Source organism: Cupriavidus sp. WS (genome assembly GCF_000395345.1).
GTDB classification, from domain to species: Bacteria; Pseudomonadota; Gammaproteobacteria; order Burkholderiales; family Burkholderiaceae; genus Cupriavidus; species Cupriavidus basilensis_B.
The window spans coordinates 1-15813 of sequence record NZ_AQPL01000250.1; the positions used below are offsets into that span (position 1 = coordinate 1).

Consider the following 15813-nt stretch of genomic DNA (forward strand, 5'->3'; position numbering starts at 1 on the left):
CGCGCCTTGCGCGCCGTGGCCCGCTGGCGCGGATGTTGCGTTGCATCGCAGCGCATTTCCCCACCAGCGAAAGGAGCTTGTCATGGCCGAGTCCAACAGCAAGTCCAGCAGCGAACCCGCCGGCGCGCCCGCCGCGGATCTTCCCCCCATGCAGTTTTCCCACGTGCGCCCGCACGACACGGCGTTCGTCGACCAGGGCCTGCGCGACTTCTTCCTCTACCGCGACCTGGGCGTGGCCGAGGCCACCGGCGGCAAGGTGCTGGCGCAGCTGGTCAAGGCCAACCAGCCGCCCGAGCAGGGCACCGGCTGGCACCGGCACGAGGCCGAGTTCCACGTGGTGCTGATGCTCAAGGGCTGGGCGCGCTTCATGTACGAGGACAAGGAGACGCTGGTCGCCGCCGGCGACTGCGTGCACCAGCGCCCCGGCATCACGCATTACCTGTTCGACTATTCGCCCGACATGGAATACCTGGAGATCGTCGGGCCGGCCGATTTCGCCACGGTCGAGGTCGAGGGGCCGTGCGCGGTGCCGGCGGTGACGCCGTGGCCGGCCGACCGCGACGCGGCCTGACCGCCTGATTGCCTGGCCGCCGCGGCAGCCCCGGAGAAAAATCCCGGGGCCACCGCCGCCCAGTCCCGCCTACGAAGTCATGTGCACGGTGTTGCGCACGATCGGATAGACCTGCGCATCCCAGCGCTTGCCGTTGAACACGCCGTAGTGGCCGACGCCGGTCTGCACGTGGTGCATGCGCATGTAGGGGCGCAGGCTTGCGCACAGGTCCTGCGCGGCCATGGTCTGGCCGATCGCGCAGATGTCGTCGCGCTCGCCTTCCACCGTGAGCAGCGCGGTGCGTCGGATCGCGCGCGCGTCCACGCGGCGCCCGGCCACGTCGAGCAGGCCCTGCGCCAGCAGGAAGCGCTGGAACACCATGCTGACCGTCTCCAGGTAGAACTCGGCGCTGAGGTCCATCGTGGCGAAGTATTCCTCGTAGAAGGTCTGGATGGCGTCGGCGCGCTGGTGCTCGCCGTTGGCGCGCAGGTCGTAGAGGTCGCGGAAGGCCTGCTGGTGGCGCTCGCTGTTCATGCTCATGAAGGCGGTCAGTTGCACGAAGCCCGGATAGACGTGCCGCATGGCGCCGGCAAAGCGCAGCGGCACGTGGCTGGTGAGCGTGCGCTCGAACCACTCGATGGACTGGCTGGTGGCAAGCTCGTTGACCTTGGTCGGGTTGATGCGCGCGTCGATCGGGCCGGCCATCAGGATCAGGCTGGGCGGCTGGGCCGGGTCGTCGTCCTCCGCCATCAGCGCGACGGCGGCGAGCGCGGCCACGGTGGGCTGGCACACCGCCATCAGGTGCGTGCCGCCGCCGAGCACATGCAGGAAGTCGATCAGGTGCTGGACGAATTCGTCGAAGCCGAAGCGGCCGTGCATGAGGGAGATGTCGCGCGGGTTGTGCCAGTCGGTGATGTACACGTCGTGGTCGCGCAGCATGGTCTGCACGGTGCCGCGCAGCAGCGTGGCGAAGTGGCCCGACATCGGCGCGACCAGCAGCACGCGCGGCTGCTGGCCGGCGCCGTGCTTGCGAAAGCGCAGCAGCGTGCAGAACGGCGTGCGCGCCGCCACTTCTTCCGTCACCTGCATCGGCGTGCCGTCGACGGTGATGCTGTCGATGCCGAAGGCCGGGCGGTGATGGGTGAGCCGGCTCAGCGCCAGCACCTCGCACGCGGCGCGCGTGGCGCGCATGGGCTCGCATGCGGCCAGGCGCGGGTTGGCGGCCATTGCCACCGCCATCATGTCGGCCACGCTGCAGGCTGGCTGCATGAGGTCCGCATAAGTCTGGTACACCTGATACAGCATGGCCGCCCCCCTTTTATGCGTTGGCTTCATACGCCGCAATATGTGTGCCACGGCGTTCTGTTGGCATGAGGCTTGCGGGCCTGCCATCGTGGGGAGACGGGCGACCGGTTCTGGTTCGAATGCGGCGCCAGCGCCGCGTGCGGCAAGTGGCACGAAGGGCTGCCGCGCCGGCGCGGCTTCATGCTGGTGCCGCAAGCCGCACCGCGCCGGTGCGGACCATCTGCCGCTTGTCCGCGGCGCGTTTTCCCGTGCCGCGCCGGCCGCGATGCCACGCCCGCCATGTAGTACAACATCATGGTAGGAGCCGCGGCATGCGGCACATAGCACGACATGACAGCGGGAAAACCCGCGGCGGGAATGATGCGGGCAGCGGGGAACGCAGCGAAAGAAGCAGCGAAGAAGCAGCGGCGGCATGCCGGGCATCGTTCGCGCCGCGAGCGCGTCGCCGGCCCGCCGTTCCAACGACTCATCGAGATGGCAAGGAGACGTGATGGCGAAGACGACACTGACCATCAGCAGCAAGACTTATTCGTCGTGGTCCCTGCGCGGGTGGCTGCTGGCGCGTTTTGCGGGACTCGACTTCGAGGAAGTGCTGGTGCCGCCCGACGACGCCGCGGCGCGCGCGGAGATCCTGCTGTTGTCGCCGTCGATCCTCGTGCCGCGCCTGTTCCACCAGGGCGTGACGGTGTGGGACACGCTCGCCATCGGCGAGTATCTCAACGAGATCAGCCCCAAGGCCGGCCTGCTGCCCGACGACCGCGCCGCGCGCGCGCATTGCCGCGCCATCTGCGGCGAGATGCACTCCGGCTTCGCCGCCCTGCGCGCGGCGCTGCCGATGAACCTGAAGGGGCATTTCCCCGGCTTCAAGGTGTGGTCGCGCGCGCAGGCGGACATCGACCGCATCGTGCAGATCTGGAGCGAATGCCTGACCCGCTACGGCGGCCCGTTCCTGTTCGGCCAGCGCAGCATGGCCGACGCGATGTACGCGCCGGTGGTGACGCGCTTCCTGACCTACGGCGTGGAGCTCGACCCGCAGCCGGTGGCGTACTGCAAGCAGATCCTCGCCATGCCCGAGCTGCAGGAATGGATCGCCGAGGCGCGCAAGGAGCCGGACGAGATCAGCGAGCTCGAAGTGGAATTCTGAGCGCGCCGCGGCGCGCTCGGAAGCGAAGACGAAGCGAAAACGCAGGGGACCGGGCGCGGCGGGCGCTGCCGCAGCCGGTCCCCTTCGCGCTTCCTGCGCGCGGCGTTCGGCGCGCTCCCCGTCAGGCCGCCGCGGATGCGCCGGCGCGCGCGGCCAGGAAGCCCACGGCGTAGGCGAAATACCAGTCGAGCGTGTCCGGGTTCATCATGGCGTCGCGGTTGGCGATCTGGTCCGGCGCGTGGCCCAGCAGCAGCTTCTTGACCGGCACTTCCATCTTCTTGCCCGACAGCGTGCGCGGCACGCCCGGCACCTGCAGGATCTCGTTCGGCACGTGGCGCGACGACAGCGCGGCGCGGATGCGCGCGCGCATGGCCTCGCGCAGCGGCTCGTCCAGCGCCAGCCCTTCGCGCAGCACCACGAACAGCGGCATGTAGGACTCGCGGCCCAGGTATTCGAGGTCCACCACCATGCTGTCGAGCACTTCCGGCAGGTCTTCCACCACGCGGTACAGCTCGCTGGTGCCCATGCGGATGCCGTGGCGGTTGATGGTGGCGTCCGAGCGGCCGTAGATGATGGCGCCGCCGTGCGCGGTGATCTTGATCCAGTCGCCGTGGCGCCACACGCCGGGGTAGGTGTCGAAATAGCTGTCGCGGTAGCGCCTGCCGTCGGCGTCGCCCCACAGGAACAGCGGCATCGACGGCATCGGCGCGGTGCAGACCAGCTCGCCGACCGCGCCGGTCAGCGCGCGGCCCGCGTCGTCGAACGCTTCCACGCGCGCGCCGAGGCAGCGGCATTGCATCTCGCCGGAGTAGACCGGCAGGATCGGGCAGCCGGCCACGAAGGAGCCGGCGAAATCGGTGCCGCCGCTCATCGGCGCGAGCCAGATGTCGGCGCGCACGTGGCGGTAGATCCAGTCGTAGGCCTCGGCCGGCAGCGGCGAGCCGGTCGAGCCGAGCGCGCGCAGGCGCGACAGGTCCGCCACGCGCGCGGGCTCGATGCCGGCTTTCATGCACGCGGTGAAGAAGGCCGCGCCCGCGCCGAAGGCGGTGATGCCGGCGGCCTCCACGAAGCGCCACAGCACGCCGGCATCCGGGTAGGCCGGGTTGCCGTCGTAGAGCGCGATGGTAGTGCCGAGCAGCAGCCCGGCCACCTGCGCGTTCCACATGATCCAGCCGCTGCTGCTGTACCAGTGGAACACGTCGTCCGGGCCCAGGTCGTTGTGGAAGGCCATGAGCTTGACCTGCTCGACGACGATGCCGCCGTGGCCGTGCACGATGGGCTTGGGCATGCCGGTGGTGCCCGAGGAATAGACGATCCACAGCGGGTGGTCGAACGGCACCGGCTCGATGGCCAGCGCCGCGCGGTGCGCCAGCACGTCCCGCCACGCGTGGCGGCGCACGCCCGGCGGCAGGGGCGGGGCGGCAGCGTCCGCGTGGCCGGACGGCACCAGCACCACGTCGGTCAGCGAGGGCAGGGCGGCGGCGAGGTCGGCCAGCACCGGGGTGCGGTCGTGGTGCCTGCCGCCGTACTGGTAGCCGTCCACGGCGACCAGCACCTTGGGCTCGATCTGGCGGAAGCGGTCGATCACCGCGACCTGGCCCATGTCCGGCGCGCAGCCCGACCAGATCGCGCCGAGGCTGGCGGTGGCGAGGAAAGCCACCACGGTGGCCGGGATGTTGGGCAGGTAGCCGGCCACGCGGTCGCCGCGCGCCACGCCCATCTGCCGCAGCGCGTGGGCCAGCGAGGCGACCTGCGCTTCGAGCGCGTCCCAGCTCAGCTCGCTCACGCCGACCGCCTCGCCGGCGAAGCGGATGGCCGCGCGCTGGCGCGCGGCGCCGCTGCCGGCGTGGCGGAACACCTGCTGCACATAGTTCAGGCTGGCGCCTTCGAACCAGCGCGCGCCGGGCATGGCGGGATCGGCCAGCACACGCGCCGGTTCGGTGTCGAAGCGCAGGTCGAAATACGCGCGGATGGCGTCCCAGAAGGCTTCCAGGTCGGTTACCGACCATTGCCACAGGGCGCCGTAGCCGTCGAAGGCGAGGCCGCGCTCGCGCGCCAGCCAGCGCATGAAATCGGCGATGCGGCTGCCGTCGCGGAACGCCGGCGACGGCGTCCACATCAGTTTCCCTTCCTCAAGGGTGGTCATGTGTCTCCTCCTCGGTTCCGTCTGGCGCGGACGTGCGGATGGCCTGGTTTTCATGTTGCCGCGCGGCAGCGTGGCCGCCGCGTGCGGCTTGGCGTGATCTTATTACATGGCGCGGCCTAGGCGCTGGCGCGCTGCGCGAACAGCGAGTCCCACAAGCCGTCGACGCGCGCCTTCACGGCGTCGTCCATGCGGATCGGACGGCCCCATTCGCGCGTGGTCTCGCCGGGCCACTTGTCGGTGGCGTCGATGCCCATCTTGGAGCCCAGGCCCGAGACCGGCGAGGCGAAGTCCAGGTAGTCGATGGGCGTGTTGTCCACCAGCACGGTATCGCGCGACGGGTCCACGCGCGTGGTGATGGCCCAGATCACTTCCTTCCAGTCGCGCACGTCCACGTCGTCGTCCACCACCACGATGAACTTGGTGTACATGAACTGCCGCAGGAAGCTCCACACGCCGAACATCACGCGCTTGGCGTGGCCGGCGTACTGCTTCTTCATGCGCACCACCGCCATGCGGTAGCTGCAGCCCTCGGGCGGCAGGTAGAAGTCGGTGATCTCGGGGAACTGCTTCTGCAGCAGCGGCACGAACACCTCGTTGAGCGCCACGCCGAGGATGGCCGGCTCGTCGGGCGGCTTGCCGGTATAGGTGGAGTGGTAGATCGGGTCGCGCCGCATGGTGATGCGGTCGATGGTGAAGACCGGGAACCAGTCCTGCTCGTTGTAATAGCCGGTGTGGTCGCCGTAGGGGCCTTCCAGCGCGTGCTGGTAGCCGCTCGGGTGGCCGGGGTCGGGCTGGATATGGCCTTCGAGCACGATCTCGGCCGAGGCCGGCACGCTCAGCTCGGACAGCGTGGGCGTGAGGCAGCCGGCCAGCGCGGTGCGGCTGCCGCGCAGCAGGCCGGCGAACTGGTATTCGGACAGCGTGTCCGGCACCGGCGTCACGGCGCCGAGGATGGTGGCCGGGTCGGCGCCCAGCGCCACGGCGATCGGGAACGGCTTGCCCGGGCTGGCCAGCGCGTGCTCGCGGAAATCCAGCGCGCCGCCGCGATGCGCGAGCCAGCGCATGATGACCTGGTTGCGGCTGATGACCTGCTGGCGGTAGATGCCCAGGTTCTGGCGCTTCTTGTGCGGGCCCTTGGTGACCACCAGCCCCCAGGTGATCAGCGGCGCGGCGTCCTCCGGCCAGCAGGTCTGGATCGGCAGGCGCGCGAGATCGACGTCGTTGCCTTCCCACACCACTTCCTGGCAGGCGGGGCTGTTCACGCGCCTGGGCGCCATGTCCCACACCGACTTGGCCAGCGTGAACAGCTTGCCCGCTTCGCGCAGGCCGCGCGGCGGCTCGGGCTCCTTGAGCGCGGACAGCACGCGGCCGATGTCGCGCAGGTCGGCCAGGCTTTCGGCGCCCATGCCCAGCGCAACCCTGCGTGTCGTGCCGAACAGATTGGCCAGCACGGGCACGCTATAAGTCTGTCCAGGACGCTGCGGATCGCTCGGTCTTTCGAACACGACGGCGGGTCCTTCCGCCCGCAACAGCCTGTCGCAGATCTCGGTCATTTCGAGGTTGGGCGACACCGGCACGCCGATCCGCTTCAGTTCGCCGAGGCCTTCAAGCTGGCCGATGAAATCGCGCAAGTCGTTGTATTTCATAGTGAATTCTGTTGGTGCCTGGACGCGGCAAAATGTCCGCGCCGGCAATGAATGCGGATCTTCGTGCACATCCGCATGGCGTGGCGAAAAAAAATCGCCCTGATTTACATCATCAAATTGTAAATTTTTTTCCCGCGCCGGCGCTGGGGGAGACTGCTCCGATGCTTTACCAGTACTGACTTTCGCCGAATTCGGGGGAGGCGGAAGCGGCGTAAAGGACATTGTTACATATAACTACAAGCTATGACTTTTGACATCGTTATTCTTGACGATGTATAAAAGCGTTCCTACAATCCGGTTCTGCTCGTTGGAGTGTTGCGTCGCAGCACATTTTTTTCCTCCCTGTCAAGGGGCTGGCAAAAAAACATCCATCTCTGATCACTAAGCGGATTCGCCTGAGCAAGGGCGGGTCCCGATCGATTGTCCCGGCGCTGGCCGGGTGCATTGAGTAGTTCGCGGCAGGGCAGGCTCCCCCAAGAGCCTACCCTGTTTCTCGTTGGGCGCATGGGGAGCGCCCACCAACAGGTGCTGGCAGCCTTTGCTAGGCAGTGCAGCATCCTTACTTGAGTACGCGGTCATCGGCGTGAGGCGTTTCGGCGCGGCACGATGCGAACGGCGGATGGAGGTAAGTATGAGTGGTTGGAAAACCCTTCATCTTCCCGGTGTCGGACGGGCATTGCAGGTCCGCTTCAGACAACCGGTTCCCGGGGTGAGTCGGGCATTGCAAGTCCGTCTCGCACACCGGGTGGCGGGTCGCGCCTTCCGGGGCGGCCGCGCCACAGTGAAATATGCCCTGAACAGTCTCGGGGTGGTGTCGGTGGTCGCGGCGGTCTCGCTGGCGGTCAGCCAGGAATGGCGCACGGCCCTGGCCGGCGCGCTGGCCGGGGACGAAGCGCCGGCGGTGCTCATGGAAGCCGCGGTGCCCGCTGCCTCGGCCGACGTGGCCGCGGCCAAGCTCGGCCTGGCACCGGCTCCGGTGCTGGCCAAGGCGCCGGGCCTGCCGACGGTGTCCGGCACCGACGACTGGAACCAGCCGGCCGGCAAGGTGCCCTCCGTGGCCCACCTGGCCGCGCAGATTCCGGCGCAGCGCGTGGCGCTCGACGCCCGCAACCCGACCACGCTCGGCAGCGCGCGCGAGCAGGCCGTGGTGGCGGACTACATTGCCCGCAAGTACCGCGTGGCGGCGCAGGCCACCGCGCAACTGGTGAAGGCCGCGTACCTGACCGGGCGCGAGGTCGGCATCGATCCGCTGCTGATCCTGGGCGTGATCGCCATCGAGTCCAGCTTCAACCCGTACGCCGAGAGCGGCGTCGGCGCGCAGGGCCTGATGCAGGTCATGACCAAGGTCCACCAGGACAAGTACGAGGCCGTGGGCGGCGTGGCAGCCGCGCTCAACCCGTATGCCAACATCAAGATCGGCGCGCTGGTGCTCAAGGACTGCATCGCCCGCGCCGGCTCGCTCGAAGGCGGCCTGAAGTTCTACGTGGGCGCGTCCAGCAACACCGACGGCGGCTACGGCGCCAAGGTGCTGGCCGAGCGGGCCCGCCTGCGCCAGCTTCCGGGCGTGCACAGCGCACCGGAGCCGGTCGCGGCCAAGCCCGAGGCGGAGGCCGACGCCAATGCCAAGTCGCAGGCCCAGGCCGTGCATCACCAGGGCAACGGCGACAAGCTGGAAGCGGCCGGCAACGTGCCGAAGAGCGCCTGATCGTCCGAGTGCCCGAGGCCGCGGGCCGCGCGGCTTGCCGCGCAACAGGGAAAAGTACCCCCGAGGGGCTGGCCGTCAGCAAAAGGCGTTGAAAGCCCCAGGAGGGTCGAGAAGTCAAAAAAGCCCCGCGAAGCTGCCTTCGCGGGGCTTTTCTTGTATTGCCGATCCGTCTTGCCCGAGAGGCTGGTCCGAGAGGCCGGCCTAGTTGCTGCTGTGTGATTTCCCGCAGCTTCCGCGCGAGGATCAGGCGCTGCCCCAGGCGCTCCAGAGCGGCTTCCTGGGGGCGCGGGTGCTTTCTGCTTGCCGCGCTGCCGGGCTCAGGCGAAGAACTTCCGCAGCCGCGCCATCGCTTCCTCGATGTTCGCCATCGAGGTCGCGTAGGAGATGCGGATGTAATCGCTGGCCGTGTACGGGCCGAAGTCCTGGCCCGGCACCATGACCACGCCGGCCTCGTGCAGCATGGCCTGGGTCAGGCTGTCGGAATCGCCGGCGGCGCGATGGTTGACGCCGCGGCAGTCGGCATACACGTAGAAGGCGCCGTCCGGCTTGACCGGCACGTGCAGGCCGAGCGACTCCAGCGCCGGCACGATGGCGTCGCGGCGGCGGCGGAATTCCGCCTTGCGCTCGTCGTAGATGGCCAGCGCCTCGGGCGTGAAGCAGGCCAGCGCGGCATGCTGGGCCACCGCCGAGGCGCAGATGAACAGGTTCTGCGCGACCTTCTCGAACGCGTCCACCAGCGCGTCGGGCACCACCAGCCAGCCCAGGCGCCATCCCGTCATGTTGAAGTACTTGGAGAAGCTGTTGACCGTGACCACGTCGTCGTCCAGGCTCAGCGCCGACACCGGCGGCGCGTCGTACGACAGGCCCTGGTAGATCTCGTCGACGATGGCGAAGCCGCGGCGCGCGCGCACGGCGGCGAGGATGCGCGCGAGCTCGTCCGGCAGGATCGAGGTGCCGGTCGGGTTCGAGGGCGACGCCAGCAGCACGCCGCGGGTGTGCGCGTGCCAGTTGGCCTCGACCTGCTCGGCGGTGAGCTGGAAGCGCTCGGCCGGGCCGCTCGGGATCATCTTCGCGCGGCCGTCGAAGGCCGCCACGAAATGGCGGTTGCACGGATAGCTGGGGTCCGGCATCAGCACCTCGGCGCCGATCTCCACCAGCACCGCGCAGGCCAGCAGCAGCGCGCCCGAGGCGCCGGCGGTGACGATCACGCGGCGCGCCGGCACGTCGATCCCGTAGGCGCTCTTGTAGTGGGCGGCGATGGCCTCGCGCAGCGGCATGATGCCGAGCGCGCCGGTGTACTGGGTGACGCCGCGGCGCATGGCCGCCTCCGCCGCCCTGACCACGGGCTCGGCCGCGGTGAAGTCGGGCTCGCCGATGCCCATGTGGATGATGTGGCGCCCGGCCCGCTCCAGTTCGGCGGCCTGTTTAGCCAGTTCCATCACGTGGAAGGCGTCGATGTGGGCGAGGCGGGAGGCGGTGGCGAGGCGCTGCGGGTTCATGGCGGGTAGCGGAGTAAGGGGATGAAGCCTGGGGGAATGAAGCCTGGCCGGCCCGTTGGTCGATCGGGGCCGCCGGCGAAAGTGAAAACACCCGCCTGGAGCGGGTGTCGTCGTGGCAGGGGCGCCGCGCGGGCGGCGCCGGCTGCCGGGCTCAGCGTCGCGCGGCCAGTTCGGGCGCGCGCACCTGGGCGGCCAGCTTGTCCAGCACGCCGTTGACGTATTTGTAGCCTTCCACGCCGCCGAAGGTCTTGGTCAGTTCCACGGCTTCGTTGATGACGACCTTGTACGGGATGTCGATGCAGTGCACCAGCTCGTAGCTGCCGATCAGCAGCGCGGCGCGCTCGACCGGCGACAGCTCGTCCACCGGGCGGTCCAGGAACGGCGCGAACACGCCGGTCAGCGTGCTTTCCTCGCGGATCGCGCCGTTGAGCAGCGCGTCGAAGTGCTCGCGGTCGGCCTTGTTGAAGCCCTGCGCGTCATGCAGGTGGGCCTGGATGGCGCCGGTGTCGTTGCGGTTCAGCAGCCACTGGTACAGGCCCTGCAGCGCGAGCTCGCGCGAGCGGCGGCGCGCGCTCTTGGGCGCCGCCTTGGGCTCGGACTTGCCTGCCGGGGCCGCGGGCTTGCCTGCCGGGTTGCTGCTCTCGGGCGCGTCACTCATCGTCGTCCTCGTCTTCGTCCTCTTCCTGGCTGCGCAGCGAATCCAGCGCCGCGACCAGGTTGGCCATTTCCACCGCGGCGCGGGCGCAGTCGCGGCCCTTCTCGCGGGTGCGGGCATGCGCCTGGGCGTCGGTGTCGACGGTCAGGATGCCGTTGGCGATGGGCACGTTGAAGTCCAGGCCCACGCGGGTGATGCCGGCGCCCGATTCGTTCGAAACCAGTTCGAAGTGGTAGGTCTCGCCGCGCACCACGGCGCCGAGCGCGATCAGCGCGTCGAACTGGCCGCTTTCGGCCATCTTCTGCAGCGCCAGCGGCACTTCCAGCGCGCCGGGCACCGTCACCACGAGGGTGTCTTCGCCTTCGATGCCCAGCTTTTCCAGCTCGGCGACGCAGGCTTCGCGCAGCTCGTCGCAGACCGGCTCGTTGAAGCGGGCCTGCACGATGCCGATACGCAGGCCTTCGCCTTCGAGGTTGCTGGGGTAGAAACCGTGATCCATCTGTATTCTCCTGGGTTCGGTTCGCGGCCGGCACGATCGGGAAAGGCGCGGCCGCCGGTATGCGGTGTTCGGGGTCGGTGTATCAGTCTGCCTGGCCGCGCATGGGCTGGTAGCCGGTCACTTCCAGGTCGTAGCCGGTCATGCTCGGCATCTTCAGCGGCGAAGCCAGCACGCGCATCTTGCCCACGCCGACATCCTTGAGGATCTGCGCGCCGGTGCCGTAGGTGCGCAGGTCCGGCTTGTGGCGCGAGCGGTCCTGCGGCGCGTCGAGCGCCGAGAACTGCGCGAACAGCTGCGTCGAGCAGTCGCCGCAGTTCAGCAGCACCATCACGCCGTGCTCGGCCTCGGCGATGGCCTCGAGCGCGGCGGGCACGCTCCACGAATGCGTGGTGCGCGACACTTCCAGCAGGTCCAGCGTGGACAGCGGCTCGTGCACGCGCACCAGCGTCTCGCGGTCCGGGCGCGGCGTGCCCTTGACCAGGGCCAGGTGGGCGCGGCCGCTCGGCTTGTCGCGGTAGATGATGCTGTGGAAGGTGCCGTAGGGCGTCTGCATGCTGCGCTCGCCGGCGCGCTCGATGATGCTCTCGGTGCGGCTGCGGTAGTGGATCAGGTCGGCAATGGTGCCGATCTTGATGTCGTGCTCGCGCGCGAACTCGATCAGGTCGGGCAGGCGCGCCATCGTGCCGTCGTCCTTCATGATCTCGCAGATCACGGCGGCCGGGGTCAGGCCGGCCAGCGTGCCCAGGTCGCAGCCGGCCTCGGTGTGGCCGGCGCGGATCAGCACGCCGCCGGGCTGCGCCGTGAGCGGGAAGATGTGGCCGGGCTGGACCAGGTCGGCCGGGCGGGCGTCCCTGGCGACCGCGGCTTGCACGGTGCGCGCGCGGTCCGCCGCGGAGATGCCGGTGGTCACGCCCTCGGCCGCCTCGATCGACACCGTGAAGTTGGTGCCGTGCACCGTGCCGTTGCGGCTGACCATCGGCTGCAGGTCCAGCTGGCGGCAGCGCTCGGCGGTCAGCGTCAGGCAGATCAGGCCGCGCCCGTACTTCGCCATGAAGTTGATGGCTTCCGGGGTGACGAAATCGGCTGCCAGGACCAGATCGCCTTCGTTCTCGCGGTCTTCCTCATCGACCAGGATGACCATGCGGCCGGCACGGATTTCGGCAATGATGTCTTCGGTACGGGCGATTGTCATGAGGTACGGGCTGCGGCAGGCTGAGGTTGGGGCGGAGTGCGGAGCGCTCTTGGTATTCGGGGCGGGGAAGGCCGGCGTCGTCCGGCCGGCGCCGCCCGGACCGGACCCGGCTGGCCCCGGGGCGGGCCCGGAACTGGCGCGCGCAAGGAAAACCGGCTGGCCGCGGCGGCGGTCTGGCCCGATATTGTACGTCAAGCGCGCCCCTCGGGGCGCGCGGTGGCGATTTCCGGCCGCCGCCGGCCGGCGGGCAGGCTCAGGCGCCTTGCGCGGCCGGCACGCCGGCATGCATGCCCAGCAGCGCCTTCGCCCGTTGCCAGACGATCTCGGCCTGGAAGGCGACCATGACGGCGATCAGCACCATCACCTGCCCGAAGCCGCTGCTGTGGGCCACCGCCGCGCCGGCCATGTAGGCGGCCGCGCCGAGCGCGAACTTCACCAGCACCAGGCCCAGGAACAGCGCGATCGTCAGCTTCGTGCCCTGCGCGTAGACGGCCCCGTTCTCGACCGACAGCGTGGTCAGGCGTCCGCGCACGTAGCCGACCGCCGCGCTCATCGCCAGCCCGCCCAGCAGCAGGGTCCAGGCCAGCGGCGACGCCGGCGCATGGATGCCGCCGGCCACGAAGCCGACGATGGCGTAGATGGCGGCAAGCTTGAAGCGCGACTTGCCGTCCACCTCGCTGCGCACGGTCTGGCGATAGACCGCATAGCAGCACAGCGCGGCGATCAGCAGGATTTGGTGGGTCGTCATGATCTCTTCCTCGTGGTTGTCTGTGCGGGAGCCGGTGCGCGCCCGCGATGGAAACCATCGTAGAAAGGGAAAATGAGCCGAAAATGATGGCGCCTCTCCCGCGGCGGGGAGGGCGCCGGCGGATGCCTACGCCGCGTCCTTGGGCGCGCTCATCATCCGTTCCACGTACCGCGCGATCAGGTCGATCTCCAGGTTCACGCGCGCGCCGGCCTGCAGATCCTGCAGCGTGGTGACTTCGATGGTGTGTGGGATCAGGTTGATCGAGAAGGTGCAGCCCTGCGCGTCGTCGCTGACCTTGTTGACCGTCAGCGAGACGCCGTTGACCACCACCGAGCCCTTGTAGGCCAGGTAGCGGCCCAGCTCGCGCGAGGCGCGGATGCGCAGCTCGTGGGATTCGCCCACCGGGGCGAAGTGGGTGACTTCGCCGAGGCCGTCGACGTGGCCGGACACCAGGTGGCCGCCGAGGCGGTCGGCCAGGCGCAGCGCCTTTTCCAGGTTGACGCGGCCCGGGCGGTCCAGGCCGGCGGTCTTGCCGAGCGATTCGCGCGACACATCGACGTCGAAGGTGTCGCCTTCGAGCGCGATCACCGTCATGCAGGCGCCCTGGATGGCGATGCTGTCGCCGAGGGCGACGTCGGACAGGTCCAGCCCGGTGGCGCGCACCCGCAGGCGCACCCCGGCGGTTTCGCCGGCGGCCAGCGGGGACACGGTTTCGATGCGGCCGACGGCCGCGACAATGCCAGTAAACATGGTCGGTGGAAGAGTGGAAGAGGCGATGGGGAAAACATGCATGCTAGCAGGTGCGCGGCGGTTTCGTTGTCGCCGTTTCCCGTTCCTCGCTCCCGCCCGCCGCCATGCGCGCCGCCGGCGGCGCGCCCCGCTCCCGCGCCTGCTGTTATGCGTGGTCGATGCGGCGGGCGAGCAGGCGCAGGTCTTCGCCGACCATGCGCACGTCGTGCCAGCGGAAGGCGGCCGCGTCCTGCAGGCGCGCCAGCGGCGGCAGGTTGAACATGCCCTGCGCGTCGCCGAGCAGCTTGGGCGCGAGGTAGACCAATAGTTCGTCGACGCAATGCTCGCGGATCAGCGAGCCGTTGAGCTTGAAGCCGGCCTCCACGTGCAGCTCGTTGATGCCGCGCCGGCCCAGTTCCTCCAGCATGCGGCGCAGCTCCACCTTGCCGTGCGGGTTGGGCAGCACCACCACTTCGGCGCCGCGCGCTTCCAGCGCGCGCCGGCGGGCGGCGTCGTCGAAGGCGCAGAACACCAGCACCGGCTTGGCGAAGTCGCCCGTGTCGGGGATCAGCAGGCGCGCGTCCAGCGGGATCTCCAGGCGCGAATCCACCACCACGCGCTGCGGCTGGCGCGGCGTCTCGACCGCGCGCACGTTCAGTTGCGGGTTGTCGTCGCGCACCGTGCCGATGCCGGTGAGGATGGCGCTGGCGCGCGCGCGCCAGGCATGGCCGTCGTCGCGCGCGGCCTGTCCGGTGATCCACTGGCTGGTGCCGTCGTGCAGCGCGGTGCCGCCGTCGAGCGAGGCCGCCACCTTGACGCGCACCCACGGCAGGCCGCGCGTCATGCGCGAGACGAAGCCGATATTGAGTTCGCGCGCCTCTTTCTCCAGCAGGCCGCAGCGCACGTCGATGCCCGCCTCGCGCAGGCGCTGCAGGCCGCGCCCGGATACCGCGGGGTTCGGGTCTTCCATCGCCGCGACCACGCAGGCGATGCCGGCGCGCACCAGCGCATCGGCGCACGGCGGCGTGCGGCCGAAATGGCTGCACGGCTCGAGCGTGACGTAGGCGGTCGCGCCCGCGGGATCGTGGCCATGCGCGGCGGCGTCCTTGAGCGCCTGGATTTCCGCGTGGTCCTGGCCGGCGGGCTGGGTGAAGCCCTGGCCGATGACCTTGCCGTCCTTCGACAGCACGCAGCCGACGCGCGGATTGGGCGTGGTGGTGTACATGCCTCGCGCGGCCAGCGCGAGAGCCTGTGCCATGGCTGCGTGATCGGTATCTGAGAACATGAGGCTAGGTGTGCTTTCTGGTCGCGCGCGCGGCGCGTTGGATGAGGGTCGGCAACGGGTGCCGACGGGTTCCGGTGTCATGGCGCTCCGGCCTGGAGCGGGCCGTCGCAGTCCGCGTCCCGCCCCGGCGTGCACATGCGGACACGGCCGTGCGCGCCGAGCTTCAGCAGCCGTTGTTCGCCGCGGCAGCTCACGGTGAAGGTGGCGGCGAGAAAACCGCCTTGCTCCGAACGAGAGTATCCCACAGCTGTCATGCGCAGCGCATGGCTGCCCGGCGCGGTGGAGCGCAGCCCGATGCGCAGGCAGGCGCCGTGCGTCTGCACCACGGCGAAGGCATCCCCGGCGTGCCCGTCCGCCGATGCCCGCGCCGACGCCAGGCTCAGGCGCCAGCCGCGGTCCAGCGCGAGGCTGTCCGGCAGCGGCGACAGGACCACGTCCTCGCGCCTGGCCACGGCCGTGGCGCGCGCCAGCGCGAGCGAGCCGGCCAGCCGGTCCGCCGCCAGTTCGACCTGCTGCCGGGCCAGCAGCCGCTGCCAGGACGGCCATGCCGCTGCCGCGAGGATGGCCAGCACGGCGAGGCAGGTGAGCAGCTCGGCCAGCGTGGCGCCGCGGTTTGTCCCGTCTGTCCGGCGTACGCGGTGCGGAGCCATTGTTCAGCAGGCCGGCGGCAGCGGCACCGGTTCGGCGGCGAGGGGCGGGTGCGCGAGCCA

General features: G+C 69.7%; 14 protein-coding genes. 3 read left to right on the forward strand and 11 right to left on the reverse strand.

Translation table 11 applies throughout. The features are described 5' to 3' along the window. The first annotated feature begins 148 nt into the window (after positions 1-148). Positions 149-571 carry a cupin domain-containing protein gene (locus K206_RS0120385; protein WP_029043863.1) on the forward strand — a complete coding sequence of 141 codons (423 nt, stop codon included), beginning with the start codon at positions 149-151 and terminating at the stop codon, positions 569-571. A gap of 69 nt (positions 572-640) precedes the next feature. On the opposite strand, the gene K206_RS0120390 is transcribed toward K206_RS0120385, so the two are convergent. Next, positions 641-1855: a polyhydroxyalkanoate depolymerase gene (locus K206_RS0120390; RefSeq protein ID WP_020204243.1), complete on the reverse strand. Its 1215-nt coding sequence runs from the start codon at positions 1853-1855 to the stop codon at positions 641-643. 490 nt (positions 1856-2345) lie between these two features. Here K206_RS0120390 and K206_RS0120395 point away from each other — a divergent pair, with 490 nt between their 5' ends. Next, on the forward strand, positions 2346-2999 hold the full coding sequence (locus K206_RS0120395) for a glutathione S-transferase family protein (RefSeq protein ID WP_020204244.1): 654 nt from the start codon (positions 2346-2348) through the stop codon (positions 2997-2999). A 121-nt stretch (positions 3000-3120) separates the two neighbouring features. On the opposite strand, the gene K206_RS0120400 is transcribed toward K206_RS0120395, so the two are convergent. Further along, entirely contained in the window at positions 3121-5145 is a 2025-nt protein-coding gene (locus K206_RS0120400) for an acetoacetate--CoA ligase (protein ID WP_029043864.1), read from the reverse strand. Positions 5146-5261: 116 nt separating this feature from the next. Further along, positions 5262-6791: a 4-hydroxy-3-polyprenylbenzoate decarboxylase gene (gene ubiD / locus K206_RS0120405; RefSeq protein WP_020204246.1), complete on the reverse strand. Its 1530-nt coding sequence runs from the start codon at positions 6789-6791 to the stop codon at positions 5262-5264. 631 nt (positions 6792-7422) lie between these two features. Here ubiD and K206_RS0120410 point away from each other — a divergent pair. Continuing rightward, on the forward strand, positions 7423-8496 hold the full coding sequence (locus K206_RS0120410; protein WP_029043865.1) for a lytic transglycosylase domain-containing protein: 1074 nt from the start codon (positions 7423-7425) through the stop codon (positions 8494-8496). A gap of 317 nt (positions 8497-8813) precedes the next feature. Here K206_RS0120410 and K206_RS0120415 read toward each other — a convergent pair whose 3' ends face one another. The 8 genes from K206_RS0120415 to K206_RS0120450 form a co-directional block, all read right to left on the reverse strand. Next, positions 8814-9995, reverse strand: a complete 1182-nt coding sequence (locus K206_RS0120415) for a pyridoxal phosphate-dependent aminotransferase (RefSeq protein ID WP_020204248.1) — start codon at positions 9993-9995, stop codon at positions 8814-8816. 151 nt (positions 9996-10146) lie between these two features. Further along, positions 10147-10653, reverse strand: coding sequence for a transcription antitermination factor NusB (gene nusB, locus K206_RS0120420; RefSeq protein WP_020204249.1), 507 nt, complete (start codon positions 10651-10653; stop codon positions 10147-10149). Continuing rightward, on the reverse strand, positions 10646-11149 hold the full coding sequence (gene ribH / locus K206_RS0120425) for a 6,7-dimethyl-8-ribityllumazine synthase (protein ID WP_020204250.1): 504 nt from the start codon (positions 11147-11149) through the stop codon (positions 10646-10648). Before ribH ends, nusB begins: the two co-directional genes overlap by 8 nt. A gap of 82 nt (positions 11150-11231) precedes the next feature. Further along, positions 11232-12341, reverse strand: coding sequence for a bifunctional 3,4-dihydroxy-2-butanone-4-phosphate synthase/GTP cyclohydrolase II (gene ribBA / locus K206_RS0120430; RefSeq protein WP_020204251.1), 1110 nt, complete (start codon positions 12339-12341; stop codon positions 11232-11234). Between the two features lie 253 nt (positions 12342-12594). Beyond that, positions 12595-13089: a DUF1453 family protein gene (locus K206_RS38835; RefSeq protein WP_020204252.1), complete on the reverse strand. Its 495-nt coding sequence runs from the start codon at positions 13087-13089 to the stop codon at positions 12595-12597. A gap of 126 nt (positions 13090-13215) precedes the next feature. Next, on the reverse strand, positions 13216-13839 hold the full coding sequence (locus K206_RS0120440) for a riboflavin synthase (RefSeq protein WP_020204253.1): 624 nt from the start codon (positions 13837-13839) through the stop codon (positions 13216-13218). A 145-nt stretch (positions 13840-13984) separates the two neighbouring features. Then, positions 13985-15103, reverse strand: a complete 1119-nt coding sequence (gene ribD, locus K206_RS0120445) for a bifunctional diaminohydroxyphosphoribosylaminopyrimidine deaminase/5-amino-6-(5-phosphoribosylamino)uracil reductase RibD (protein ID WP_029043866.1) — start codon at positions 15101-15103, stop codon at positions 13985-13987. Positions 15104-15180: 77 nt separating this feature from the next. Further along, complete coding sequence (locus K206_RS0120450) at positions 15181-15753, reverse strand: GspH/FimT family pseudopilin (protein WP_020204255.1); 573 nt, start codon at positions 15751-15753, stop codon at positions 15181-15183. Positions 15754-15813 lie beyond the last annotated feature (60 nt).